Origin of the sequence: Promicromonospora sp. NPDC057138 (assembly GCF_042670845.1) — a bacterium.
In the GTDB taxonomy this organism is placed as follows: Bacteria; Actinomycetota; Actinomycetes; order Actinomycetales; family Cellulomonadaceae; genus Promicromonospora.
The window spans coordinates 1-23,486 of record NZ_JBHUUX010000067.1 but is presented as its reverse complement, the minus strand read 5'-3'; the positions used below and the strand labels follow the sequence as shown (position 1 = coordinate 23,486).

The following is a 23,486-nucleotide window of genomic DNA, read 5'->3' as shown; positions in this document are numbered from 1 at the left end:
AGCCGTGCCCACAAAGAGCTGTGTCTATCGCCTGCACGACCCACTCACCCGGTCGAACTGGGGTGGACGGTCCACCAGCCTCGCGCTCGGCCGGATCATCGAGGGTTCCGCCGGACGCCGGATCGAGTCGGCGATCGGGGCACCGCACATCCTTCAGCAGCTCACGGAGCACGACTACAAGACGCCGGGCCGGAGCGCGTTCCACCTGGTGGACGACATCGCCACCGAGATCGCCTCGCCGCCGGGCGGCGCGTCAGCCCTGCTGATGGAGCTGCACGACATGCTGGAGGGGGCCGACGAACTGGTCGTGAACGGCGAGGGCGACCTCATCCTGACGGAGCGCCTCACTCTCCTGCGAACGCTGGCCACCATCCGCGCCGCCAAGAAGCTCGGCAAGCCCGTCCACCTGCTCAACTCGATCCTCTCCCACGGGCCGATCCGGCCGGATCACGAGCAGCTCATCATCGACCAGGTCGGAGCCACGCTCGAGCTCTGTGACTCGATCGTGTACCGAGACCCCCACAGCCTCGCCCTGCACCGCGAGCTCTTCCCGGGCCTGGACGCGACGTGGACCCCGGACGCGCTGTTCTCCTGGGCGCCGTACGCGCGCACCGACCTCGCGCGGCGCGACGCGTTCTCACCGGAGACCGAGGGGCTGCCCGTCTCGGTCCAGCGTCTGCTCGTCGAGCGCCGGCCCTACGTCGTCGTCTCCGGGACCTCGCGCTACCGGATCAACCATGCCCGGTTCCGCACCACGATGATCGCGTTCGCCGCCCAGCTCGCGGCGCGCGGCGTCGAGACGGTCTTCGCCGGCACCGACGAACCCGACCGCAAGCTCGCCGCCACCCTGGACGGCACCGGGATCGTCCGCGTCGTCGACCCCAAGGTGCCGCTCAGCGCCGCCTCCCGGCTGCTCTGGAACGCGACAGCCCTGGTCTCGGGCCGTTACCACCCGAGCATCCTGGCGTCGCTGGGCGGCACGCCGTTCGTGCTCATGACGTCCAACTCGCACAAGACACGCTCGCTGTACGAGGTCGTCCCGTTCGGCGGGGAGGTCGTCGAGGAGCCCTTCTTCACCGGCGGCAGGAAGCAGGGCGCCCACCTGGCCGAGGTCGTGCTCGGCTACGCGAACGCTGCGGTGCGTCGCCGGGTGTCGCGCAGCGCGCGGTCGAACGGCCGCCGCGTGGTCACCGACTTCACCAGGGCGATCACCGAGGCCCCCACACGCGGCTGACCTGGTCGGGGAACGCCCGCTCAGAGCTCGCGCGCGTCGTCGACCAGCAGCACCGGGATGCCGTCACGCACGGGGTAGGCCAGCGGGCGCTCGGCGTCGGTCGAGTGCAGCTCGGGCGCGCCGTCCGGCCCGACGCCGTCGACCAGGGTCGCCCCGGTCACGGGGCAGCGCAGGATCTCGCGGACCCACGGCTCCAGCGCCTCGGTCTTGGCAGCGCTCACCTTGCCAGTGCTCTCCTTGCCAGTGCTCACGATGTCTCTTCTCCTTCGGCCATGCCGTCGGCCGTCTCCCGTACGAGCGACAGGACGTCGTCGCGTACCTTCTCCATGATGTCCTGGTCGGCGGCCTCGACGTTGAGCCGCAGCAGGGGCTCGGTGTTGGACGCGCGCAGGTTGAACCACCACTGCGGGTGGGACTCCCAGTGCGACACCGTAACCCCGTCCAGCGTGTCCACCACGATCCCCGGATACGCCGCACGGTAGGCGTCCAGCACCCGTTCGGTCGCGGCCGCGGCGTCGGACACCGTCGAGTTGATCTCGCCCGAGCCCACGTACGGCTCGAACATCTCCGCCAGCTCCGACATCGTGTGGTCCTGCGTGCCGACCGCGGCCAGCACGTGCAGCGCCGCGAGCATGCCGGTGTCCGCGTACCAGAAGTCGCGGAAGTAGTAGTGCGCGCTGTGCTCCCCGCCGAACACCGCGCCGTGCTGCGCCATCTGCGCCTTGATGAAGGAGTGGCCCACGCGGGTGCGGACCGTGGTCGCGCCGGCCGCCGACAGCAGGTCCGGGACCGCGCGGGACGTGATCAGGTTGTGGATCACCGTCGGCGTGCGGCCCGTTGCCAGCTCCTTGGTCACCTCCGCCAGCCCCACCAGGGCGGTGACGGCCGACGGCGAGACCGCGCCGCCACGCTCGTCGACGACGAAGCACCGGTCGGCGTCGCCGTCGAACGCCAGCCCGAGGTCGGCCTCGTTCGCGACGACGGCGGCCTGCAGGTCGATCAGGTTGGACGGCTCCAGCGGGTTCGCCTCGTGGTTGGGGAACGACCCGTCCAGCTCGAAGAACAGCGGCACCACGTCCAGCGGCAGCCCGGCCAGGCCGGCCGCCTCCTGCAGGACGGCGGGCGCGGTCAGGCCCGCCATGCCGTTACCGGCGTCGACCACGACCTTCAACGGCCGGATCCCGGACAGGTCCACCAGCGACCGAAGGAAGCTCGCGTAGTCCGCCAGGAGATCGCGCTCGGCGATCTGGCCGGGCTCGGCCACTGGCTGCGGGAGCGCGTCATCGAGGTAGCCCTGCGCCAGGTCCCGGATCTGCGCGAGCCCGGTCTCCTGTCCCACCGGGCGGGCGCCCGAGCGGCACAGCTTGATCCCGTTGTACTGCGCCGGGTTGTGGCTCGCGGTGAACATCGCGCCCGGGCGGTCGAGCTGCCCCGACGCGAAGTAGAGGCCGTCCGTGGAGCACAAACCGATCAGCGTCACGTCCACGCCTGCGGCCGTGAGCCCCGCGGCGAAGGCGTCCACCAGCTCCGGGCCGGAGTCACGCATGTCGCGGCCGATCACCACACCCGGCCGCTCGGACGCGGCACCGGCGTCGTCGGCACCGGCGTCGTCTGCACCGGCGTCGGGCAGCACCACCACCCGCGCGAACGCGGCCCCCAACGCCCGCGCCACCTCCGGGGAGAGCTGATCGGGAACCACACCGCGCACGTCGTACGCCTTGACGAGGGAACTCAGGTCGATGGCCACCCCGACAGCCTACGGAGCCGGGCGGGCAGATGCATCGTCCTCACCCCCTCTGGGTGCCCGCCCGGACGGCGTCCGGCCCGGACATCCCTGTCCGCGCAGACAAACTCCAGAATCAGGCCGTTTCGTCGGGCTATCCTTGCGCCGTGCTTGCCGTTGCCCAGTTCCATGCGCCCCTGCCACTGACGAACACGATTCAGCGGTATGACTGGGGGTCCGTCGAATCGATCCCACATCTGCTCGGCAACGAGCCGGACGGGGGCCCGCAGGCCGAGCTGTGGCTCGGCGCGCACGCCAGCGCGCCGTCGGTCAGCCTGGTCGGGGACGAGGACGTCGCGCTCGACCGCCTGGTCCGCGAGGCGCCCGTGCAGACGCTCGGCCACCGCGTGGCGGAGCAGTTCGGTCCGCGCCTGCCGTATCTGCTGAAGGTCCTGGCCGCGGGCAAGGCGCTGTCCCTCCAGGTGCATCCGTCGCCGCGCCAGGCCCGGGAGGGCTTCGCGCGGGAGAACAAGGCCGGCCTGCCGCTGACCTCGCCGAAGCGGTCGTTCAAGGACGACCAGCACAAGCCCGAGATGATCGTCGCGCTGTCGCAGTTCGAGGGGCTCGCGGGCTTCCGGACGCCGCGCACCATCCTCGACGTCCTGGACGGCCTGACGGGCGACCTCGTGGACGGCGTCCGCACGGCGCTGCTGCGCGACCGCAGCCACGACGGCATGCGCGCGGCGTTCAACCATCTTCTTTCGGCACGCGCCTCCGATGCCAGCACTGCCGACATCCAGACCACCCTCGACTCCGTGCGGGCCCGCCTGGCGGCCGGCTCGCCGTTCGAGCGCGCCGACCGCACGGTGGTCGACCTCGCCGAGCAGCACCCCGGCGACCCGGGCGCGATCGCGTCCCTCATGCTCAACCGGTTCTCGCTGGAGCCCGGCGAGGCGGCGTTCACGCCGGCGGGCGTGGTGCACGCCTACCTGTCCGGGCTGGGCATCGAGATCATGGCCAGCTCCGACAACGTGCTGCGCGCCGGGCTCACCACCAAGCTCGTGGACGAGGAGAACCTCGTCGCCTGCACGTCGTTCGCCCCGCAGCAGCCGTCCATCCCGGAGATGACGACGGCGGGTAGCCGCGGGCAGGTGCACACCTACCGCGTGCCGGTCACGGAGTTCGCGCTCACGACGGCCGACGTCGACCCGACCGAGCCCATCGCGCTGCCCGCCACGGGCCCCCGCATCCTGCTGTGCCTCGACGGCGAGCTGAAGCTCGCCGCGGACCGGTCCGAGGACGGGCCGCAGCGCCTCGTCCAGGGCGACTCCGTCTTCGTCCCGCACGACGCGGGCAACCTGGAGCTCTCGGGCGCGGGCCACGCGGTCTGCGCCTGGGTCCCGTAACAGATCGCCGAAGTAGAGCGTGCGTCCGGACACCCGCTCTACTTCGGCAGCCTCGCTTCGGCGAGATAGAGCGTGCGTCCGGACGCACGCTCTACTTCGGCGTTCGGGGTCAGGCGGTGGAGTCGTTGTCGGCGCGGAGGACTCGGAGGTGGCCTCGGCGCGCCGTCTCCGTGACCGACGACGGCTCGGCCGGGCGGCGTACCCGTCCGGCCTCACGCACGGCGTCGGCCAGGGCGGACAGGTCGTCGGGGCTCGGCCCGGCGTCCTCGAACTCGGGCATGAGGCGGACCACCTCCCACCCGCGCGGCGCCGTCAGCCGCTCGGCGTGCTGAGCGCACAGGTCGTAGCTGTGGGGCTCGGCCAGGTGCGCAAGCGGACCTAGTACGGCTGTCGAATCCGCGTACACATACGTGAGCGTCGCTACGGCCGCGTTGGTACAGGCCGAGCGCGAACACTGTCTCACCGATCTCACGCGCCGAGACTACGCCCTGACCGGGCATAACGTGCCGAACACGCCGGGCGTTCACGGCCGTATCGGCGGGGGTTCGACGGCGTTCGGGCGCACCCCGCGAGCGAGCAGGAGCCCCGCGCCCGCGAAGGCCAGGTCGACGAGCGTCAGGACGACCCGGCTGACCAGCACGGCGAGGCCCGCGGCCGGCCCGGACAGCGCCCCGGCGAGCACACCCGCGAGGACCAGCTCGCGCACGCCGGCGCCGGCCGGCGCGACCACGAACAGGAACCCGGCGGTCCACGCGAGCGCCCAGCCGCCGGTCGCCAGGGCGAACGTCCGCGCGGTCGGGGGCAGGCCCAGACCCGTGCAGAGCACCCAGAGCTGCAGCCCGGCGACGAGCCACCCCGCGACCGACCAGGCGGCCGCGCGGCCCAGGCCGCCCCAGGTCAGCGGGTGCTCGAGCGCGCCGCGCCGGGCCACCCGCACGGCCAGGCCGATGAGCCGGTTGAGCACGGGCGGGGCCAGCACCACCACGACGGCGGGCGCCGCCCACACCACCCACGACCACGCGCCCAGCGCGCCCGCCGAGACGAACGGCAGCGCGACCGCGCCCACCGCCGCGCCCGAGGCGACCGATACGGCGACCGCCACCAGCATCGACGCCGCCGACCGGCCGCGCGGCACGCTGTGCCCCGCGCCGACCTCCGCGGCGGCCACCACGTTCCAGACGCCGCCCGGCACGTACTTGCCGAGCTGACTGACGCCGAACACCGCGACGGCACGCCGCAGCGACAGGGGCGAGCCCAGGTCGGCGAGCACGGCGCGCCAGGCCAGCAGCGTGCACCACACATACAGGACCCCGAGGACGACAACGAGGGCGACCTCGGTCCCGGACAGGCCGGCCGCTGCCCGGAGCAGCGGCTCGCGGTTGCCCAGCACGTACCAGACGGCCAGCGCCAGCGCGATCACGAGGAAACCCCACCGCGCCCACGGCGAGCGGAGCATCCGGAGGGCGCCCCGGACGGGCGGGCGGCCGGCTCTCGTCGGGGCTCCGCCCCTCGTCCCCGCGCGGCCCGTCGTCACAGTGCCCCTCGTCCCCGCGCGGCCCGTCGTCACAGCACACCTCGCCGGCGCAGCTCGGCGGCCAGCGGCTCCGTGACCACCTGCGGGCGGATCCGGTCGCGGCCGCGCGCCGCGCGTTCCCGCGCGGCGGCGAGCGCCGCGGGGTCGCAGAGCTCGGCGAGCCGGGCGGCGAGTGCCTTGGGATCGGCCGCCGGGACCAGCTCGACGCTCTCCCCCACGGCCCGGCGCTGCGGCGGGGTGTCCGACGTGATGACGACGCAGCCCGCCGCGAGCCCCTGGTACACCTTGTTCGGCACGACCCGGAGGCCCTTCGGGGTGTCGCTGAAGATGCCGAGGCAGACCTGGTGGCCGGCGACGAGGGCGGGCAGCTCGTCGGGCTCGACCCAGTCGTGCCAGGTCACGCCAGGCGTACGCGCCAGGATCTCGCGCGTCCGGGGCAGGTCCTGGCCGGCGCCGGCCATAGTGACGCGCAGCGGCGCGCCCGCCGCGACGGCATCGCGCACGGCCTCGGCGATGACGGGAGCGCCCTGCAGCGGGGTGTAGAGCCCGAAGAAGACGACGGAAAGCTCCGCGCTGGTCGGCCCGTCGCTGGTCGAGCTTGTCGAGACCCTGGTTTCGACAGGCTCAACCACCGGGGTCTCGACAGGCTCGACCAGCGGGGCCGACGATGCCGCCGTCCGCCACGCGTCCGGCGCACCGACCAGCACGACCACGCCCTTGTCCGGGTCGGGGAGCATCAGCCGGTGCTCCTCCGTGTCGGTCACGACGACGTCGGCGCACGCGACGGCCAGCCGGTCCAGGCCGCTCAGCAGCCGGACGCGCAGGCCGGCGGCCCCGCGGTCGGCGGCGGTGTCCCCCGCGAAGACCAGGTGGTCGAGCACCACCACCGAGCGCGGGTACAGCAGCCGCGCCAGGATCACGTCGAAGTGCCCCAGGTATCCGACGAGCACGGCCCCGGGCCGCCCGTCAGCACGCCGCAGCCGGACGGCGTCACCGACCAGGCCGGCCCAGCGCCGCAGCAGGCGGCCGGCGAGCACGGGCAGCCGCCACGGCTGCTGGAGCATGCGGACCCGCTCGGCGGTGGTCAGGCCGAGGGGCCGGTTCAGCTCGGTCACCTTGGTCCCGTGGGCGCGCAGCCCGGCGACGAGGACGGCGATGCGGGGGTGTCGTGCGGCGTCGTACGTGCCGAAGGCGATCACGACGCGGCCGCCACTACACGGCCGCCGGGACGTCCGCGAGGCCGGTGTCGCCGGCCCCGACCGGCCGAGCCCGGTCCACCGGACCGGGCCGGTTCCCGCCGGACGACCGCCGGTTCTCCGGCGCGCCATTGGGCGCCGCCGGCGCCGCCGTCAGGCCGTACTGCACCTCCTTGAGGCGCTCGAGCGTGTCCTCGAGCAGCACCCGGTTGGTGCGCTGCAGGTCGGCGAGCACGAGCAGGGCGAGGCTGAGCAGCGCCCCGACCATGGAGGTCGCCCCGAGCACTATCGACTGGAGGTGCTGCCCGGGGGTGCCCGTCGCGAGGAGCACCGCGTACCGGCCGAACGGCACCGCCGCGCCGAGCGCGAAGACGAGGCCGAGCGTGAGGAACACCGCGTGCGGCTTGTACATCACGTAGGACCGGCTGATGGCCTGGCCCGACTTGGCGATGTGCTGCCACATGCTCGTGAAGAGCCGCGACTCGCGCGTCTTCGCATTGGTGGTGACCGGCAGGCTCTGGATCCGCAGCCGCTGGTTCCCGGCCTGGATGATCGTCTCCATGCAGTAGCTGAACTGCGTGACGACGTTGAGCCGCAACAACGCCCCGCGCGAGTAGGCGCGGAATCCGCTCGCGGCGTCGGGCAGATCGGTTCCCGCGGCGAAGTTCACCACGTCGCTGCCCACCTTCTGCAGCGTCTTCTTCAGCGGGGAGAAATGCTCGATGGTGCCGGTCTGCCGGTCGGCGATCACTATGTCGGCGTCGCCCAGCACCACGGGCATCACCAGGTCGCCGATCCGTTCCTGCGGGTACTGGTTGTCGCCGTCGGTGTTCACCACGATGTCGGCGCCGTGCCGCAGCGCGTAGTCGACGCCGTCCCTGAACGACCGGGCCAGCCCCATGTTCCGCGTGTGGTGCACGAAGTGGCGCACGCCCAGGCGGCGTGCCACCTCGACGGTGTCGTCGGTGGACCCGTCGTCGACGACCAGGATCTCGATCTCGTCGATCCCCGGGATGTCCCGCGGAATCGTGGCAAGCACCAGAGGAAGGGTTTCTTCCTCGTTCAAGCAGGGAATCTGCACGAACAGCTTCATGGCCCCGTGCCTTCGGTATGAGGTTCTCGGCAAGCAGTTCTCGGCAAGCAGTGAGTGGCTTCACAAACGGTAAGCACGGCACATGACGAGGGCGTGAACATCAGGTGCCATGGAGTGACCGTTACCCGGACGTAATCACAGTGCCGAGATCGGCAATGGGGGCGCGGATACTCTGCACGCGTGACCCGCTCTCCGGCGCGATCCCACGGCGGCGAGCGCCTGGCCGTTCTCGCCTGCGCGCTCACCGCCGTCCTGCTGGCGCTGACCGTCGCTCTGGCGGACGCCCCGTACGCCACCGGCGACGAGCCACCGCACGTCGACTACGCCTACCAGCTCTGGCACGGCGCACTCCCCGTCTTCGAGGACGGGCTGCGGCTGCGGCCCGACGGCGCCTGGCTCGCCCCGGTCCAGTGGACGGCGCAGCACCCGCCCCTCTACTACCTGCTGATCGCGCCCCTGGTCGGCCCGCTGGCGGACGCCGGACACCCCGTCGCCGCCGTCTACGCGGCGCGGGGCGTCAACGTGCTCCTGTCGGGGCTCTTCGTGGTCGCCGCCTGGTGGAGCGCCCGCCGGCTGACCCGGCCGGGCAGCGCGCTGCCGGTGCTCGCCGCGTTCCTGACGAGCCTGATGGCGGCCGTCGCGCACGTCGGCGGCGCCGCGTACAACGACCTGCTTGCCGCGCTGTGCGTGACAGTCCTGCTCGGGCTGGTGGGCACCGCCGTCCGGCGCGGGCTGGACGGGCGGCTGATCGTGCTGATCTCCGTGGTCGCCGCGGCGGCCGCGCTCACCCGGCTGTCGGCGGCCGCCGTCGCCCTGACCGTCGCGGCCGTCGCTGTGGTCGCCGGGGCGGTCCGCGCCCGGCAGGGCCGGGGCGGCTGGGGCCCGGTGGTCGCGCTGGCGGTGGCCGGGCCGGTGACCGTGCTCGCGACGAGCGGCTGGTTCTACCTCCGTAACCTGACGCTCACCGGGAGCATCACCGGATCGCACTTCGACTGGGCGCTGGCGAACCAGAACCGCACGGTCCGGCCTGTCTGGGCGGTCCTGGTGGACCCGGTGACCTGGGCCCGGCTGCCCGACGTCTTCTGGTGGGCCGGCCGGCAGCCGCCGAATGATCCGTACACCGTCGCGACGCTCGTGCTGACGTCCGCCCTGCTCGTCTGGACGCCGCTGGTCCTCGCGCTGGTGGCCGGCCTGCGGCGCGCCCGCCGGCTCACGCACGAGTCGATGGCGGGCAACGCCGACGACCCGGGCGCCGGGCGCACCGACGGCCTGCTGCTCCTCGCGCTGCCGACGGCGGCCGCCGCCGTCGCCGTCACCCTGCAGGTGCTGTACGCGGCGAGCAGTGGCGGCGTCTACCCGCGCTACCTGCTCGTGGTCTCGCTCCCGCTGTGCCTCGCCGTCGCGGCGGGGCTGTCGACGCGCCTGCGCCGGTACCTCCCGGTCTGGACCACCATCGCCCTGGCCGACCTGGTGGTCTGGCTGGTGGTTCAGCTGTCCTCCGCGCCGCCCGCCGGCTACTACCCGGAGCTACCGGTGCCTGCCGCGGTGGTCGCGGCTCTCGCCTGCGGGGCCGCAGTCGTCTCCGCGAGGACCGTGGTGCGGGCGAGCAGGCCGCAGGCCAGCACAGCGGCCGCCGCCACCAGCGCGAGCACCGAGACCAGCGCCGCGAGCTGAGGCCCGGTCAGCGGGCTCCAGGCCGCCCAGCGGGCCGCGGCGTCGGCCACCGTCGACGTCGGGCCCTGGTAGAAGCCCCAGAACCCGAAGGCGAGGCCGCTCGCGGCGGCCGCGCAGGCCGCACCCACGATCCACGGCGCGGCCCGGCCGGTCCGGGAGCCCAGCAGCGCGACCGCGCCGAGCGCCGTCGTCACCGAGAACGCGGTGAGCCCGGCGAACATGTACCGGCCCTGCACGGCGATGATCAGGCCGGTCTCCTGATAGCCGGGCCAGGCGTTGACCAGCACCGCGAGCCACAGGGCGGCGGGCAGCAGCAGGAGCATGCCCACCGCGCGCCGGGCGGACGCCGTGCGCACCATCGCGATCACGGCCAGCGCGCCGATGGTGACCGACGCCGTCCAGAAGAACCCGTCCGGGATGCGCAGCTCGAGCCAGCCGAAGTTGCCGAAGAACGACCTGGTCAGCTGCGTCACGCCGGTCCGCAGGAAGTGCCACAGGCCCGCCGGCTCGCCGTCGGCGAAGCGGTCCGGGATGCCGACCGGCTGGACCGTCCCCAGGACCAGGAGGTTGCGCACCCACCACCAGCCGCCGGCGACCAGGGCGACGGCGCCCGCCAGGACCGTGCCGCGCAGCCTCGCGGCGCGCGAGCCGGGTGCCATCAGGTACGCCGCGACCACCATCGGCAGCGCGAACACCACCATCACCTTGGTCAGCAGCCCCACCCCGAGCGCGATGCCCAGCCAGACGGCGGTCCGCGCGCGCAGGTCACCACCCAGCACGACGACGCACAGGTACGTGATGACCGCCCCGCTCGCCGTCACGAGCGCGTCGTTGGTGACGCTGCCCATGATGTGCCCGGCCTGCGGCACGAAGAGCGTGAACGACGCCGCAACGAGCGCCGCCGGGCGCGACCCCGACAGCCGGCGCGCGGCCGCCGCGGCCAGCAGCGGCACCGGCAGCAGCAGCGCGACGTCGAGCAGGCGCAGCGCGAGGAGCTGGTGGTCCCAGCGCGCCTCGGCCAGGCCGGTCCCGCGGAGCACCACCGCGGCGAGGGCGTAGTACAGCGGCGGATGCTGCGTCATCTGGTCGACGGCGTCCTCCGGCAGGTGCCGCGTGCTGGTGCCGGCCGGCAGCGGGTCGGCCAGTGCGTTGCCGGCGTCGACCACGAACCGGTCGCGGTCCGGGACGGGCGGGACCGCCAGGAACGGGGGGACGTCCACCCGGTCGTAGTGCCGGCCTGGCAGGTCGGTGTCCAGCGCGGCCTGCTCCCGGGCGGCGTCGACGGCGGGACCCACCAGCGCCTCGCCCGCGGCCGGCCATCCGCCGCCGTACGCGAGGCGCAGCACGCTGTTGACGTGTTGCGGCTCGTCCGGCGCGCGGAACGGCGGGGCCAGGACCGCCCACAGCACACCGGTCAGCATGACCAGGGCGGTGATCAGGGCAAGGCCCCGGCGGTACGCCACCTCGGCAGGATCGTCGCGCACGCACACAGGATAGGGCGCACGGGCCGCGTCGTCCGGACGTGGGCGGGAAGCCCTACTGTGTGCCCCGTGCGTCTCGTACCCGCCGCCGTCCTGGCCGCGATCTTCGCCTCCCTCGTGCAGGCACTGCTCAGCCCTCCGCTGCACACCGGCGACGAGACGGCGCACCTCGACTACGCGTACCAGGTGTGGACCGGGCACCTGCCGGTCTTCGAGGACGGCCTGGTGCTCGCGCCCGAGGCCGGCTCCGTGCCGCCGGTGCAGTGGGCCGCCCAGCACCCGCCGCTGTACTACGTGGTGCTGGCGCCCGTGGTCGGGCCGCTCGTGGACGGCGGGCACATCGTCGCGGCGGTCTACGCCGCGCGCGGCCTGAACGTGCTGGGTGCGGGCGCGCTCGTGCTCGTGGCGGCCTGGGCCGCCCGGCGGGCGTTCCCCGCATCGCCGCTCGTCGCCCCGGTCACCGCGCTCGTCGTGGGTGCGACGGCGTGGGTGGCCCGGGTCGGCGGGTCGGGCTACAACGACATCTTGGCCGCTCTGCTCACCACCTGGCTGCTCGGGCTCGCGGCGTCGTCCGTCCGGTCCGGCCTGACCTGGCCGCGCGCCGCCGGGCTGATCGCGGTCTCCGCCCTGTGCCTCGGCTCGCGCCTGCACACGGTGGTCATGGTGGGCGTGCTGGTCGCGGCGGTGCTGGCTGGGGTGGTCCTGCGGACCGCCGGGCTGCACGACGGCCGCGGCGAGGCGGTGCGCGCCGTCGTCGTCGCGCTGGGCGTCCCGGCGGCCGTGGCGGCGACGTCCGGCTGGTTCTACCTGCGCAACGTCGCGCTGACGGGGTCCGTCACGGGCGGGCACCCAGACTGGGCGGCCCAGAACCTGGACCGGGCGGCCCGTCCCGTCACCGACGTGCTCGCCGACGCCGGCGTCTGGACCCGGCTCCTCGCGGTGTTCGGGCACGACCAGCTGCCCGACGTCGCAGTGGTGCTGGTCCTGCTGGTCGCCCCCGCCGCGCTGGCCGTGGCCGCGGGGATCCGCACGGTCCGGGACGCCCGCCTGCCCGCGACCGAGCGGGCCGACGTGCTGATCCTCGTCACCGGCGCGACGGCGGTCGCGGCGACCCTGGCGATGCAGCTCGTCTACACGGCGGGGGGCGGCTCGCCGCATCCCCGCTACCTCCTCCCGGTGATCGGGATCCTCGCGATGCTCGTGGCGCACGGCCTCGTCTCGACGCGCCGCTGGCTGCCCTGGGCGGCCGGCCTCTGGTGCGCGGTGCCCCTGATCGACCAGGCAGTGTGGGTGGCGGTCTCCGCGCCGCGCTACGCCGGGACGTGGCCCGACGGCTCGCTCTCCGTGACCGGCGCGTGGGTGGCCTGGGGGGCCACGTGCGTGGCGGTCGCCGTCGCGGTGGCCGGCCTGGCCGTTGCCCGACGGCGCACGCCCGCCCCGGCGGTGTGACCCCCGTGGGGGTGCCGTAGCGGCGGTGATCGTGCTGGTTCACGACGTCGTCGTGGTGACCTCGTGGCGGTGACCGAACGTGCCCCCGATCGGACGTATTGTCAGTATGTGCCTCCGTTCTCTCCTCGTGGCCGCAACCGGCGGTCGGGCCGCGGGTCCGGTCCCACCGGTTCCGGCGCCTCCGGCTCGGGTCCGTCCGGCTCCACCAGCAGCTCGCCCGGCATCTCCAAGGCCTCGCAGGCGGACCTGCTCCGGCTCGCCGCCGTCCGCCCGGGCAATTCCGAGGGAAGCTCCGGGGAGGACACCGCGGAACGGGCGGTCCCCCGGCGCCGGGACCGGCGCGGCCGCGGCCCGCGCGGCCCGATGTTCCCGCCGGGCACCCCCGCGCACCGCACCCGCGCTCAGCGGTTCGACGACCTCGTGCTCGACGTCGTCGACGACCTCGACCGCACGTGGGCCACGCACCTGCGCGGCACCGAGTTCGCCGTCGAGGACGTGCCGCCGTCGGACCCGGCCCCGTGGGAGGACGGCGGCGTGCTGCTCGGCCGCTTCTTCCCCGCCGAGGCGGGGCGCCCCGGGCGCGTGGTGGTCTACCGGCGCCCCGTCGAGGTGCGGGCCTTCGACACGGAGGACCTCGCCGACCTGGTGCGCGACGTCGTCGTGGAGCAGGTGGCGCACATGCTGGCGCGCACCCCGGAGGAGATCGACCCGAACTTCGGCGACCGGTCCTGACCGGCCGCGGTCGGCTCCGGCTCCGGCTCCGGCTCAGCCGACGGCGTCGACCCGACGCACGCTGACGTCGCCGCCGGCCGCGAGCGGCGCCGTCGGCGCCAGCACCGAGAACAGCGACGTCTCGGCCTCGTCCGCCAGGCGCACCGACCACACCACGCCGGGCTCGTCGGCGGGCTGCTCGGCGACCACCGCCGCGGTGTCGCCGAGCTCCGACAGCTCGGCCCACGGCACCTCGATGGTCTGCCCGGTGGGCACGTCGACGCTCCGCGTCCAGGCCTCGGCGCCGTCCGGCCCGATGCCGCGCAGCGCCACCTCGGTGCTGCCCTCGACGTCCTCGATCTGCTCGGGGTCGCGCTCCTCGGGCACGCCGCTCAGCGTCACGCCGTAGGCGGCGTCCGCCGGGACGGCGACCGCGCCGTCCGCCAGGGCACCCGCCGAGGGGACCGCCTGCCCGGCGAGCCAGGCGCGGTCGTACGGGTCGTCGTCGATCACCGCGTCGTCCGCGGCGGTGCCCTTCCGGTCGACGGCGGCACCCGCCACCACCGGCACGTCGGCGTCCGCGACCACGGTGTAGGTGCCCTCGGGCAGCCCGCCGAGCGGCAGCGTCGTGACCTGGCCCGGTTCGAGGGCCACCTCCTCGCCGCCGCGCAGCCGGACCGGCCCGTCAGGCCCGAGCACCGCGAGGGACGCCGTGCCGGCCCGGTCGCCCGGCGCCAGGAGGTCCAGGTGCGGCCCGTGCGGGTCGTCGACCGCCTCGCCGGTGCTGACCACGCCGGACACCGCCATCGTGCGCGCGGGCGCGCCGCCGCCCACGACGAGATCGGCGCCGGCTGGCACCAGCCCCTCGATCCGGTGGTGCTGCACATAGGCGCCCACGCGCCCGCCCTCGGCGGTGACGCGCAGCGCGAGGCGGCTCTGGTCGGGGGCGATGGCCTCCAGCATGGTGACCACCTGCTCCCCCGGCGGCACGACGACGAGCGACTGGCTGCCCAGCGCCACGGGCCCGGAGGCGCCCCACGCCTCGAGCGTCACGGTGGCCGGCGTGCGGCCGGGGTTCTGCAGCACCAGGCGCCCGCTCGAACCCACGGCCGTGCTGCCGCCCACCAGCCAGTGCTCGACGGCGGGCGCGGCGCACGGCCCGGCGACCATGCCGCGCAGGTCGCCCTCCGTGGTCACGGACGCGACGGTCCCGGTGGCGAAGGTGGCGCCGCCGGGCGTGACGCGCAGCAGGCGCGCGCCGGACACCGGTCCCTCGCGCACCGCTGCTGCGTCGCCGGTCTCCAGCGGGCCCGTGAGGTCGCCGGTCTGTGCCCCGTCGAGCCTGGCGAGCGAGGGCTGCTCGCCCTCCGCCCCGTCCAGCACGACCCCGGTCAGCGACGTGGTGGTGCCCACGGGCGTGGCGCTGAACTGGTCGTCGCCGACGTCCGGCTGCTCCAGCTCCGCCGGCATCGGGCAGACCAGCCCGGTCTCGGCGGCGGCGACGGGGACGGCGCGGACGTCGTCCGACGGCGGCGTGGCGGCCTGCCCGGTGCCGCCGTCCGTGACCGCGAGGGCGGCGACCGCCATCGCGCACAGCAGGCCGCCCACCGCGGCCGCCGCCCGCCGCGCGCCGGCCGGGACCACGCGCTTCTTCCGCTTCATCGACCCCTGCTTCATCGAACCCTCCTGCGTCCCACCGGCAGGGCCAGCAGGGCGAAGACCACCAGCGTGAACGTCGTCAGCACGAGCCAGGCCGCGCGGTGGGGCGCCTCGTACCCGACCACGAGGTGCCCGGCGTCGGGCCCGAGCGTGAAGGCCTGCAGGCCGGGCGCGTCGTCCAGGGCGACCGGCTCCAGCCGGCGCCCGTCGAGCGTCGCGTACCAGCCCGAGCCCGCGGCCTCCGCCAGCACTACCGCGCGGTCCGCGCCGCCCGCCGCGACGTCGGCCCGGACCTCCGTGCCGGCCGACGGCAGCGCGGCCTGCGTGGTGCCCCCCTCCTCCACGCGAGCCCAGCCGGGGGCGGGCTCGCCCGTGGCGGCCACCCGCCACACCGAGACAGCCTGCCCCTCGGTCATCCTGCTCATGCCGGGCACCATGTCGAGCGTCGCCACGAGGTCGCCCACGGCGGCCCCGGTCCCGAGCCTTGCGCCGTCAGCGGTGTCCGCGCCGGTGTCCGCGCCGGTGTCCGGACCTGCGCCCGTGCCGTCGTCCGACCGGACCTGCACCGCGCCGATCCCCAGGTCCGCGAGCTGTTCCGGCACCCCGTCGGTCGCGCCCGACACGAGCGCCGCGACCGCCGCGTCCAGCGTGCCGGCCGGGTCTCGCGCCGGGTCGGCCGCCCCGTCGGCCGCCGCGTCGTCCGCCGCGCCCTCGTCCGCGGGCTCGCCCGACGCCCGCGCGGCCGCCGAGGCGTCGGCGAGCTGCGAGCCGTCGGCGCGCAGGAGCGCGTACTGGACGGTGCCGTCCGGGGCTCCTTCCGCATCTGGCGCGAACCCGACCTCGAGCACGCGGGCCTGCCGCGGCGGCGCCTGCATCTGCTGCCCGACGGCGGGAACCGCCGGGTCGGTCGTCACGTGCAGCATCCCGGTCCGCCCGGCGCCGGCGACGCTGCCCGAACCGATCAGCCACGCGGCGGCCTGGGCCGCGGGAAGCAGCAGCGCGACCACCACCAGAGCGACGATCCCGACGCTGCGCGCCACGCCGAGGATGCCGCGCAGCGCGGTCCCGTGCCGAGGAGCGTGTTGCTCTGCGTAGACGTTGTCCGCTCTGCGCAACCCGCGCCCGGCGAGCGCGCCCGCCCCCGCGATCGCGGCGGCGCCGAGGCCGAGCAGCAGCAGTGACAGGCCGGGGCCGGACCACCGGCCGTCGTCCTGGGCGAGCAGCGCCACGGCGAGGCCCGCGGCCGCGACCAGCCAGCCCACCAGGGACGTCGTCGCGACGCGGTCCGCCGCGTCCCCGGCCTGCCGCCGCCCCATCCCGAGCAGCGCGGCCAGCAGGCCGGCGAGCGCCAGCGCGAGCACCAGCACTCCGGCCGCCCACGGTCCCGCAGCGACGACGGCGCGTGCCGCGACGAGCGCCGGGCCGCCGCCGTCGGGCACGTCGAACCAGGGACCGGGGGCGGACGGCAGGCCGAGCAGCAGCTGCAGGCCCGAGGCGGTGCCGGGCGCGGGGACGCCCGACCCGGCCAGCGGTTCGGCGGTCAGGAGCCCGCGGTCGCCGTCGCGCAGCGCCGTCCACCACAGCGGGGCGCCGACCACGAGGGCGGGCACGAGCGCGAGCGCCAGGTAGACGCTGCGGCGCGGGGCGGCGAGCGCCGTCACGACCAGCACGAGGATCGCGGCCGGCAGCAGGGCCGGCGCACCGGCGACCACGCAGGCGAGCAGCAGCCCGCCGGTGCCCGCCGCGCCGAGCGAGCCCGCACCGGTGCGCGGGAGCCGCGCGGCGACTGGCGCCTCCTCGGCAGCACCCTCCTTCGTGCCCTCCAGGGGCCCGATCCGGTCGACGGCCTGGCCGCGCACCGCGCGGACGAGCGCCACGGCGGTCCAGGGCAGCAGCGCGTGCGCGAGCACGGCGCCGAGCAGGCCGCCGTCCAGCGCGCCGAGGAACGTCGGCGCGACGGCCCAGGCGAACGCCGCGACCACGCGCAGCCACACCGAGCGCGTCACCGCCCCCGCGGCGGCCCAGGCGCCGACGGCGGCCAGCGGCACCGCGAGCAGGAACACCGCGTCGACCGCGTGCTGCAGCGAGCCGCCCGCCAGGGCCGACAGGCCCGTCAGCACGAACAGCAGCGGGTCGGCCGGCGCGGCTGCGCCGAGCCCGTCCCGCACCCAGCCGGACGTCGCGGCCGACCACGCGGTCGCCGTCGTGCCGCCCGCCGGGAGCAGGGCCCCGCCGACCAGCCGGCCGCCCGAGGCGAGCGCACCCAGCGCGGGGCCGAACAGCGCGGCCGCCAGGCCCACCGCCGCGAGCACGACCACGGCGAGGGCCGAGCGGCGCCGCACGGCCAGTGCCTGCAGCTCGGCCTGCTCCAGGTCGGACGGCACGGCGTCCACCCGGTGGGCCTCGCCGCGGGCGAGCCGCTTGTCGCGCCGCTCCTCGGCCACCTCGCGCCAGGTGCCGAGCAGCGGCCGCAGCACGCTGCGGGGCACGGTCGAGGTGCGCGCGATCCGCCGCCGGGCGCGCAGCAGCAGCCCCAGCCGGAACAGCGCCCACAGCGGCGCGACCAGCTCGTCGCGGGCCTGGTCGGGCTGCTTCATCGCGAGCCTGTAGCCCGCGGCGAACGGCGCCCAGACCACCATCGCGAGCATCGCGAACGGCAGGATCCACGGCGCCACCGACGTCAGCCGCAGGTAGAGCTGGCTGCGGCGGCGCGCGCCGGACGAGCCGGGTGCGCGCAGGGCCACCTGCGCGTGCCGCACGACGGCGTCGGGCACCACGACCACGCGGTGGCCCGCGAGCCGCACCCGCAGGCAGAAGTCGGTGGAGTCGCCGAGCTGGCCGTAGGCCGGGTCGGTGCCGCCGACCTGGCGCCACACCGACGCCCGCACCAGCGCGCCCGCGAGCCCGACGGCGAGCACGTCCTCGCGCGAGTCGTGCTGGCCCTGGTCGATCTCCGTGTCGTCGATGCCGGTCATGCGCCGGCCGAGCGGCGACACGGTGTGCCCCACCTCGACGAGCACCCCCCGGTCGGAAAGGCTGGGGTCGAGGGGCGTGCCGTCCGGGCCGGTCTCCCACCGGCGCTGCTTGCAGCCCGCCACGGCCACCGCGTTCGAGTGCTCCACGGAGCGCGTCAGCGCGCCCAGGGCGCCGGGCGCGGGGGCGGAGTCGTCGTGCAGGAACCAGAGCCAGCCGTGCTCCGGGACGCCGGTCGCGGCGAGCGCGACCTCGATCGCCTCACCGAACGTGCGGGCGCCCGCACCGGCCACGTACCGCGCCCCGCCGAGCTGCAGGTCCTGGTGGCCCGACGTCGCGGGAGCGGTGTCGACGTCGACCACCACAACGGAGTCAGGGGTGCGGGACTGCGTCCGCAGCGCCGCCAGCGTCGCGGCGAGGTAGGGGCTGCTGCCTCGGGTCACGACGACGGCGGTCACCATCACCGCCACGGGCGCAGAGCTGGAGGACCGGGCCGGGACCTTGGCCCAGACGGGTCCTACCGTGGCCTCGTGGTGACCCCGGTCCGGACTGGGAGCCGACAGGCTGTCGGTACGTGGAGCGCTCATCTCGCTTCGCATGATGCGGCGCGTCGGCGCCGACACGCCGCAGACACGCCGGTCGGGCACGCAGACTCCGCGTTCCGCTCCGGGCCGCTGGCTCAGACTCTGCTCGTCTGCCGTCTGAGACTGCGGCTCCGCTTCGGGCGGGTGCCTCGTTCCTCGGCCCCCACCCTGCGCTGCGCCTTCGGCTCAGACCGCGCGGCGCTTCAGCTTGCGCCGCTCGCGCTCCGAGAGGCCGCCCCAGATGCCGAACCGCTCGTCGTTCTCCAGCGCGTAGTCGAGGCACTCCGCCCGGACCTCGCAGCCGGAGCAGACCTTCTTGGCCTCGCGTGTGGACCCGCCCTTCTCCGGGAAGAAGGCCTCCGGGTCGGTCTGCGCGCACAGGGCGCGCTCCTGCCAGCCGAGCAGCGACTCGTCCGGCTCCGTCAGCTGGTACAGCTCGCCGAAAAGCGGTAGCACCGGAGCTACCGGCGCCGCCTTGTTCTCAGCGTCAGTCGGGAACTCCACGTCCGATTCCAGAATGTTCCACATGACGTGCCCCTCCATGCCGTGTCCGTGCTCCGGGGCCTTGCCGGCCGACCCTGCCGATCAACGTCGCCGATCTATCTTGCCTGGCCAGACCTGCAGCTTCCTGGCCCCGTTGCGTATGCGCTACGAAAACTGCATACATGGAATTACACGCGTGTCGCCTGGAGTCGTCAAGCGGAAATGTGCTATCGCCCTCGGGTTCCACGGGTAATTCACCAGTCCTTCCGCAGGTCGTGGCGCACGTCTCACCCACGGTCCATTTTTTTCACCGACGGCCGACACGGCGGTTCGACACGCCAGGCGCGTGGTGCCCCTGCCAGCGCCCCCGCCGCAGCCCTCGGAGCCATCAGACTCGGGGCGGCCACCTAGGCTGGGCCGCATGCAGATCGCGCCCCGCAGCGGCGGCCCCGTGCCCGACGTCGCCTCCCTCCTCGCCCGCCTCGCCGCCGACGGCGGCCGCCCGCGCCTCACCTGGTACGGCGACGACGGCGAGCGCGTCGAGCTGTCCGGCGCCGTCCTCGCCAACTGGGCGAGCAAGACCGTCAACCTCCTCGTCGAGGAGTTCGACGCCGCCCCGGGCACCCGGATCGTCGTCGACCTGCCCGTGCACTGGCGCACCGCCGTCTGGGCGCTGGCGGCCTGGCGCGCGGGCGCGACCGTGGCGCTGCCCGACGCCGAGGGTCAGGGCGCCGGCGCGCCCCACCCGGACGTGGTCGTCACCGACGGCCCGGACCGCTGGGCGGGCACCGGCGCCGACCTCGTCGTCGTCTCCCTGCCCGCGCTCGCCCGCCGGTACGACGGCGACCTGCCTGCCGGCGCCATCGACGCCGCGTCGGCAGTGATGACCTACGGCGACGCGATCGGGTGGGTGCCCGAGGTCGACCCCGACCAGGACGCCCTGGTGAGCGCCGCGGGCGCCGTCGGGCACGAGGGCCTGGTCCCGGAGCCCGGGGACGGCGCGCGCGTGCTCGTGGACGGGCGCGGGGCCGTGGCGGACGTGCTGCGCGAGCTGCTCGGCGTCTGGGCGGGCGGTGGCTCCGTGGTCCTCACGTCGGCGGCCACCGCGGCCGTGCTGGAGCAGGACGAGGCGCGCCTGGCCCGCCTGCTCAGCAGCGAGCAGGCGCAGGGACCGCGCGGGTAGCGACTGCCCCGAACTGGCCGGTCACGGGCCGGTCAGCGGCTGGCCACACAGGGTCATCGGGCTTCTCCACGAACCCTCTACGGTCCGACCCCGGGCGGTGCGCCGCCGTGCAATACCCAGCATCTAGGATCGGTGGCCGTGACATTTCCTGACTTCAGCGCCCCAGGTGCGACGAAACCCGTCAAGGGGCCGTCGCATGCCCGGGCGCTGAACGCCATGGGAAGCGGCGCGTCCCGCACCGTCGGGATGGTGCTCGTCGCCGTGCTGTCGCTCGGCGCGGCGGGTGCCGCGACGGCCGTGACCCGGCTGACGGGGAACATCGACACCGCCAAGATGGAGGTGCTCGGGCCGGACCGGCCCAAGCAGGTGCTGCCCGACGACCCGAACGCGGGAACTCCCCTGAACATCGTGGTCATGGGCAGCGACTCGCGGGACGGGGACAACGGCGGCCTGGCCGGCGGCGGCGAGATGGGCGCGCGGTCCGACACCACGATGGTCATGCATATCTCGGGCGACCGGTCGCGGGTCGAGATGGTGTCGATCCCCCGCGACTCGACGGTGGACGTCCCGAGCTGCACGACGAACGACGGCGCGACCACTGCCGAGCTGTACGGCACCAAGTTCAACGCCGCGTTCTCGCAGGGCGTGCAGGCCGGCGGCACCGTCGCCGACGGCGCGCTGTGCACGGTCAAGACGATCGAGAAGCTGACCGGCGTCTTCATGAACGGCTTCGTGGTCGTCGACTTCGCCGGGTTCTCCTCGATGATCGACGCCGTCGGTGGCGTCGAGGTCTGCGTCGAGGAGCCCATCTACTCCGCGAAGGCGAACCACCTGTCTCTGGAGCCGGGGACCCATACCCTGCAGGGCGTGAAGGCCCTCGACTACGCCCGTGCCCGGACGGGCACCGGGCTCGGCGACGGGTCCGACCTGGGCCGCATCGGGCGGCAGCAGGAGGTCATGGCCTCGCTCGCCCGCAAGGTGCTGAGCCAGGAGGTGCTGACCAACCCGGCAAAGACCCTCAAGTTCCTCAATGCGGTAACGGATTCGCTCACCATGAACGACGAGCTGGCCAGCATCGACGGACTCGCCGGGTTGGCTTACTCCATGCGGAACGTGCGGCCTGACACGATCACGTTCATGACCGTCCCCAACGAGTACGACCCGAACAACGCGGCTAACGTCGTGTGGACGGACGAGGCCGTACAGCTGTGGGACAACGTCAAGAACGACAGGCCCGTCGGCTTCGACCCGAACGCCCCGTCGGCGGACGCCTCGACGTCCGCTCCTACGGACGGCGCGGGCGACGGCGCGGAGGCCGGGACGGAGGCAGGAGCCGGCACGGAGACCGGGACCGAGGGTGGTACCGAAGGCACCTCCGAGCCCGACCCGGCCTCGACCGAGATCAAGCAAGCCGGTGAAGAGGCCTTCACCGGCGCCGACACCACCAAGGTCTGCGGCTAGCCATGTCTGATCCCAGGACGTCGAACCGTTCGGCCCACGAGGCCGACGACGACGTGACGCGCGTCCGGATACCGCCCAGCTTCACGCCCCAGGGCGTGAGCGGGCGTCCCGGCGCGGACGACGCCATCCCGGTGGGTGACACGGGCGAGCGTCCGCGGATCCTGCCGGGCGCGGCGCCGAGCAACGAGAGGGGCGGGCCCGCGGAGACGCCCGGCGTCGGGGTCCCCGGCGTCGGTGGCGCCCACCGCATCGGACGGCCGGAAGGCTCCGACGGGGCCCGTAGTGAACCACGTATCCGTAGGCAGTCTTCCCGGGAGGTACCGGTGTCCGGCCAGCGCAACAATCCCCCGCCCGTCCCACCACGAAGGTCGGGGATGCCGGCGCGCAGCGAGTCCGGCGCGCCGCCGCGGTCGATCCCGCCGCGGACGGCGCCGCCGGGCGGCGGGCAGCCGCCGCAGGCGATTCCCCCGGGCCGCCCGGTCCGGGCCAGCGCGGGCCCCGTCCGCCCGACGCCGGTGCGCACCGCGCCGCGTCCCCCGGCCGGCGGCGGTGGCCGGGGCGGTGGCTACCCCGCGCGCGGCGTCGCCTCGGGCGGACGGGGTGGCGGCAACATCCGGATCCGCAAGGGCCGTGTGGCGGGCGTGATCGCCGTGCTGGTGATCCTCGTCGTCCTCGCCTGGCCGATCGGGCTGCTCATCTGGGCCAACGGCAAGGTCCAGCACGTCGAGGCCCTGTCGGGCGCGGAGAACACCCCGGGCACGACGTACCTGCTCGCGGGCTCGGACGCGCGCGGCAGCGGCGGCATCGACGACTCCACCTCGGGTGCGCGTACCGACACGATCATGCTGCTGCACAAGCCGACGTCGGGCCCCGTGGCGCTCATCTCGATCCCGCGTGACACCTGGGCGGTGATGCCCGACGGCTCGGGTAGCAACAAGATCAACGCCGCGTACTCCTACGGCGGCGCGCCGATGCTGGTCAAGACGGTCGAGGCGCTCAGCGGGCTCACCGTGGACCACTACGTCGAGGTCGGCTTCGGCGGCGTCGAGGGCGTCGTGGACGCCGTCGGCGGCGTGCGGCTGTGCCTGGACTACGACGTGCACGACGTGAAGTCGAAGCTCAAGTGGAAGGCCGGCTGCCACGAGGTCGACGGGAAGACAGCCATCGCCTTCTCCCGGATGCGGTACTCCGACCCGACCGGCGACATCGGCCGCGCGCAGCGCCAGCAGCAGGTCATCGCCCAGGTGGGCAAGAAGGTCGGCGACCCGGCCACCCTCCTGAACCCGGCCAAGCAGGTCGCGCTCGCCGACGCGGGCCTGGCCGCCGTCGTGACCGACACCGACTCGGGCATCGTCGACCTCGCGATGCTGGGCCTCGCGTTCCGATCCGCGAACGGCAAGGACGGCGTGACCGGCACCCCGCCGATCGCCACCATCGGCTACCGGACGCCGACCGGCGCGTCCGCGGTGCTGCTCGACGAGAACCAGACCCCCGAGTTCTGGGCCAAGATCCGCGACGGTGACTACAAGGCCGGCGAAAAGGTAGGCGGCATGCCCGGCTCCTGACCCCCGTTCCGCCGAGGTAGAACTCTGGCGAAGTAGAACTCTCGCGAGAGTTCTACTTCGCCAGAGTTCTACCTCTG

Annotated in this window: 17 protein-coding genes; 7 read left to right on the top strand and 10 right to left on the bottom strand. The window is 74.5% G+C overall.

Translation table 11 applies throughout. The annotated features are described in order from the left end of the window. Positions 1–4 precede the first annotated feature (4 nt). Positions 5–1,234 carry a polysaccharide pyruvyl transferase family protein gene (locus ACFT2C_RS24540; RefSeq protein WP_377209703.1) on the top strand — a complete coding sequence of 410 codons (1,230 nt, stop codon included), beginning with the start codon at positions 5–7 and terminating at the stop codon, positions 1,232–1,234. 20 nt (positions 1,235–1,254) lie between these two features. Here the strand turns inward: ACFT2C_RS24540 and ACFT2C_RS24535 are convergent, their stop codons facing one another. Continuing rightward, a complete protein-coding gene (locus ACFT2C_RS24535) occupies positions 1,255–1,455 on the bottom strand; it encodes a Trm112 family protein (RefSeq protein ID WP_377209709.1) in 201 nt (66 codons plus the stop codon). 26 nt (positions 1,456–1,481) lie between these two features. Next, positions 1,482–2,981, bottom strand: coding sequence for a phosphomannomutase/phosphoglucomutase (locus ACFT2C_RS24530; RefSeq protein ID WP_377209702.1), 1,500 nt, complete (start codon positions 2,979–2,981; stop codon positions 1,482–1,484). A gap of 143 nt (positions 2,982–3,124) precedes the next feature. Between ACFT2C_RS24530 and manA the strand changes: the two genes are divergently transcribed. Beyond that, positions 3,125–4,363 carry a mannose-6-phosphate isomerase, class I gene (manA, locus tag ACFT2C_RS24525; protein ID WP_377209701.1) on the top strand — a complete coding sequence of 413 codons (1,239 nt, stop codon included), beginning with the start codon at positions 3,125–3,127 and terminating at the stop codon, positions 4,361–4,363. Positions 4,364–4,472: 109 nt separating this feature from the next. Here manA and ACFT2C_RS24520 read toward each other — a convergent pair whose 3' ends face one another. The 5 genes from ACFT2C_RS24520 to ACFT2C_RS24500 form a co-directional block, all read right to left on the bottom strand. Continuing rightward, the gene (locus ACFT2C_RS24520) at positions 4,473–4,835 is read right to left on the bottom strand and encodes a DUF3499 domain-containing protein (protein WP_377209700.1); all 363 of its coding nucleotides are present in this window, start codon (positions 4,833–4,835) and stop codon (positions 4,473–4,475) included. 51 nt (positions 4,836–4,886) lie between these two features. Next, positions 4,887–5,819 carry a lysylphosphatidylglycerol synthase domain-containing protein gene (locus tag ACFT2C_RS24515; RefSeq protein ID WP_377209699.1) on the bottom strand — a complete coding sequence of 311 codons (933 nt, stop codon included), beginning with the start codon at positions 5,817–5,819 and terminating at the stop codon, positions 4,887–4,889. A 107-nt stretch (positions 5,820–5,926) separates the two neighbouring features. Next, positions 5,927–7,096 (bottom strand): glycosyltransferase, encoded by a 1,170-nt coding sequence (locus ACFT2C_RS24510; RefSeq protein ID WP_377209698.1) that lies wholly within the window; start codon positions 7,094–7,096, stop codon positions 5,927–5,929. Between the two features lie 13 nt (positions 7,097–7,109). Beyond that, on the bottom strand, positions 7,110–8,132 hold the full coding sequence (locus ACFT2C_RS24505) for a glycosyltransferase family 2 protein (protein WP_377209697.1): 1,023 nt from the start codon (positions 8,130–8,132) through the stop codon (positions 7,110–7,112). A gap of 1,571 nt (positions 8,133–9,703) precedes the next feature. Next, positions 9,704–11,344, bottom strand: coding sequence for a DUF2142 domain-containing protein (locus tag ACFT2C_RS24500; RefSeq protein WP_377209696.1), 1,641 nt, complete (start codon positions 11,342–11,344; stop codon positions 9,704–9,706). A 66-nt stretch (positions 11,345–11,410) separates the two neighbouring features. On the opposite strand from ACFT2C_RS24500, the gene ACFT2C_RS24495 reads away from it, so the two are divergent. Both ACFT2C_RS24495 and ACFT2C_RS24490 read left to right on the top strand, forming a co-directional pair. After that, the gene (locus tag ACFT2C_RS24495; RefSeq protein ID WP_377209695.1) at positions 11,411–12,790 is read left to right on the top strand and encodes a hypothetical protein; all 1,380 of its coding nucleotides are present in this window, start codon (positions 11,411–11,413) and stop codon (positions 12,788–12,790) included. Positions 12,791–12,898: 108 nt separating this feature from the next. After that, positions 12,899–13,522, top strand: coding sequence for a metallopeptidase family protein (locus tag ACFT2C_RS24490; protein WP_377209694.1), 624 nt, complete (start codon positions 12,899–12,901; stop codon positions 13,520–13,522). 33 nt (positions 13,523–13,555) lie between these two features. On the opposite strand, the gene ACFT2C_RS24485 is transcribed toward ACFT2C_RS24490, so the two are convergent. The 3 genes from ACFT2C_RS24485 to ACFT2C_RS24475 form a co-directional block, all read right to left on the bottom strand. Continuing rightward, the gene (locus ACFT2C_RS24485; protein ID WP_377209693.1) at positions 13,556–15,178 is read right to left on the bottom strand and encodes a DUF5719 family protein; all 1,623 of its coding nucleotides are present in this window, start codon (positions 15,176–15,178) and stop codon (positions 13,556–13,558) included. After that, positions 15,175–18,720, bottom strand: coding sequence for a glycosyltransferase (locus ACFT2C_RS24480; protein WP_377209692.1), 3,546 nt, complete (start codon positions 18,718–18,720; stop codon positions 15,175–15,177). The genes ACFT2C_RS24485 and ACFT2C_RS24480 overlap by 4 nt, the downstream gene beginning before the upstream one ends. 183 nt (positions 18,721–18,903) lie before the next feature. Beyond that, positions 18,904–19,245: a WhiB family transcriptional regulator gene (locus tag ACFT2C_RS24475; RefSeq protein ID WP_377209691.1), complete on the bottom strand. Its 342-nt coding sequence runs from the start codon at positions 19,243–19,245 to the stop codon at positions 18,904–18,906. A 376-nt stretch (positions 19,246–19,621) separates the two neighbouring features. Between ACFT2C_RS24475 and ACFT2C_RS24470 the strand changes: the two genes are divergently transcribed. The 3 genes from ACFT2C_RS24470 to ACFT2C_RS24460 all read left to right on the top strand — a co-directional run bounded on the left by ACFT2C_RS24470 (position 19,622) and on the right by ACFT2C_RS24460 (position 23,409). Beyond that, the gene (locus ACFT2C_RS24470) at positions 19,622–20,383 is read left to right on the top strand and encodes a TIGR03089 family protein (protein WP_377209690.1); all 762 of its coding nucleotides are present in this window, start codon (positions 19,622–19,624) and stop codon (positions 20,381–20,383) included. Positions 20,384–20,521: 138 nt separating this feature from the next. Beyond that, positions 20,522–21,844, top strand: a complete 1,323-nt coding sequence (locus ACFT2C_RS24465) for an LCP family protein (protein WP_377209689.1) — start codon at positions 20,522–20,524, stop codon at positions 21,842–21,844. Positions 21,845–21,846: 2 nt separating this feature from the next. Continuing rightward, positions 21,847–23,409 (top strand): LCP family protein, encoded by a 1,563-nt coding sequence (locus ACFT2C_RS24460; protein WP_377209688.1) that lies wholly within the window; start codon positions 21,847–21,849, stop codon positions 23,407–23,409. The last annotated feature ends 77 nt before the right edge of the window (positions 23,410–23,486 follow it).